This window comes from Snodgrassella alvi, assembly GCF_002777425.1.
In the GTDB taxonomy this organism is placed as follows: Bacteria; Pseudomonadota; Gammaproteobacteria; order Burkholderiales; family Neisseriaceae; genus Snodgrassella; species Snodgrassella alvi_B.
Window position 1 is genome coordinate 1 of sequence record NZ_MDVC01000086.1, and the last position, 1,729, is coordinate 1,729.

The 1,729-nt window shown below is 36.2% G+C and carries 1 protein-coding gene and 1 pseudogene; one reads left to right on the plus strand and one right to left on the minus strand.

Annotated features, from left to right (window positions below; all coding sequences use genetic code 11):
- Positions 1-277: 277 nt before the first annotated feature.
- Positions 278-859 (plus strand): RHS repeat-associated core domain-containing protein, encoded by a 582-nt coding sequence (locus BGI33_RS13160; RefSeq protein WP_257379280.1) that lies wholly within the window; start codon positions 278-280, stop codon positions 857-859.
- A gap of 142 nt (positions 860-1,001) precedes the next feature.
- Here the strand turns inward: BGI33_RS13160 and BGI33_RS07545 are convergent.
- A pseudogene (locus BGI33_RS07545) lies at positions 1,002-1,729 on the minus strand (integrase core domain-containing protein); the annotation flags it as partial.

A 1,729-nucleotide genomic window follows, 5' to 3' on the forward strand; every position in this document is an offset into this window, starting at 1 on the left:
TATTTGAAGAAAAAATTGCTATTCATTTAAATATTAATAATTTAGATGATTTTTTAAATAGTATATTTAGATACAATCAAACTTTTGATTTATCATTATTGTTTTTAGAACCTGAAAGGATACTGGTTATTAATGATGATGAATATGAAGTACATCTTCATTATTGTATAAACAATTAGAAATATGCAGTTAGGGCACACTAAAAGAGCTGACTAACGAAAACGACGAAATCGTCTGGGAATGCAGCTATCAACTTTAAGGTAAGCGGATTCATGAAATCGAACACGAATCAGTAGAGCAAAACCTCAGATATCAGGGACAATATTTAGACAGAGAAACTGGCTTACATTACAATACTTTCAGGTATTATGATCCGGATATAGGTAGATTTACTCAGCCAGACCCGATTGGGCTGCTGGGTGGCTTTAATCTGTATCAGTATGCGCCGAATGGGTTGACTTGGATTGATCCACTTGGATGGAGTTATAGTACATGGCAGATCCATTCACCTGGCTATAATGATATTGTCCAAAAAGGCTTGCATTTTTATGCTCCTGGAAGTGTTGAATTATCAGTAAGACCCGATCACAAAGGCGGTATAACCTTTACTAATGCAATTCCAAATGAGAGAGGTAGTCTAAAAGTAACAAAAGCCATCATACTAGCAAAAGAACGCTTTGAAAATGATATGAAATTTAGAAATGATATTTTAAATAAAGCCAATGAAGGTGTACGTTCTGTTTTAGCTCATGCCAAAACAGAAACAGGAACTTTGCGTAATTTAGCTAATGGTAGATCAAGAGAGCTCCGTGATATTGGCCGTAATGTACAAAGATATAATGCTAAGATAGGTTGCTAATAATGAATGAAGAATGGAAACCCATATTTCAAATAGAGTTAATGGATATTATTAACAGTCTACACATTAAAAAATTGCATGTCGGATCATCTGATTCTCTTATTTATGTGTACTAGCTTAAACTTAATCTGACAGACACCACCTACTCATCGGCATTCGTTCTAACACAATGACTGTCTGATGAGTAAAATAAATTCTCTAGGTGCTTTTCTTTAGCCAGTCCTTTTGTCTCTACCCAAGTTTGCCAAGGTGTCTTACCATAACAGTATTTCCCTGAATGTGCTCTTTCCCGATTGTAAAACTCTAGCTAAAGCTCAATATCTTGTTGTATCTCTTTCAGTTCTGTATATATTTTACGTCTAAACATAATATCATAACACTCGGTCTTCATCGTCTTATGGAACCGCTCACATATACCATTCGTTTGCGGACTGTAAGCTTTTGTTTTCGTATGCTCTATATCCTCCAAATTCAGATACAGTTCGTATGCATGACGCTCTTTATGACCGTTATACTCACTTCCTCTATCCGTCAGAATTCGTAAAAGCGCTACCTGCTCATTATCAAAAAATGGTATCACTTTATCATTGAGCATATCCGCAGCAACTAAACTGTTTTTCTCCGTATATACTTTAGCAAACGCCAGTCTTGAATAGGTATCAATAAACGTTTGTTGGTATATTTTCCCAATCCCTTTAATATGACCAACATAATATGTATCTTGTGCGCATAAGTAACCAGGATGCTGGGTCTCAATTTCACCTTGTGCCTCTCGCGCTGCTTTCGCTTTCTCTAAAGCCTGTAGCTGGCTTTCTGTTAACACAAGCCCTTCCTGAGCTACTTTTGTTTCCAGAGCGATCAGCCTTTTTT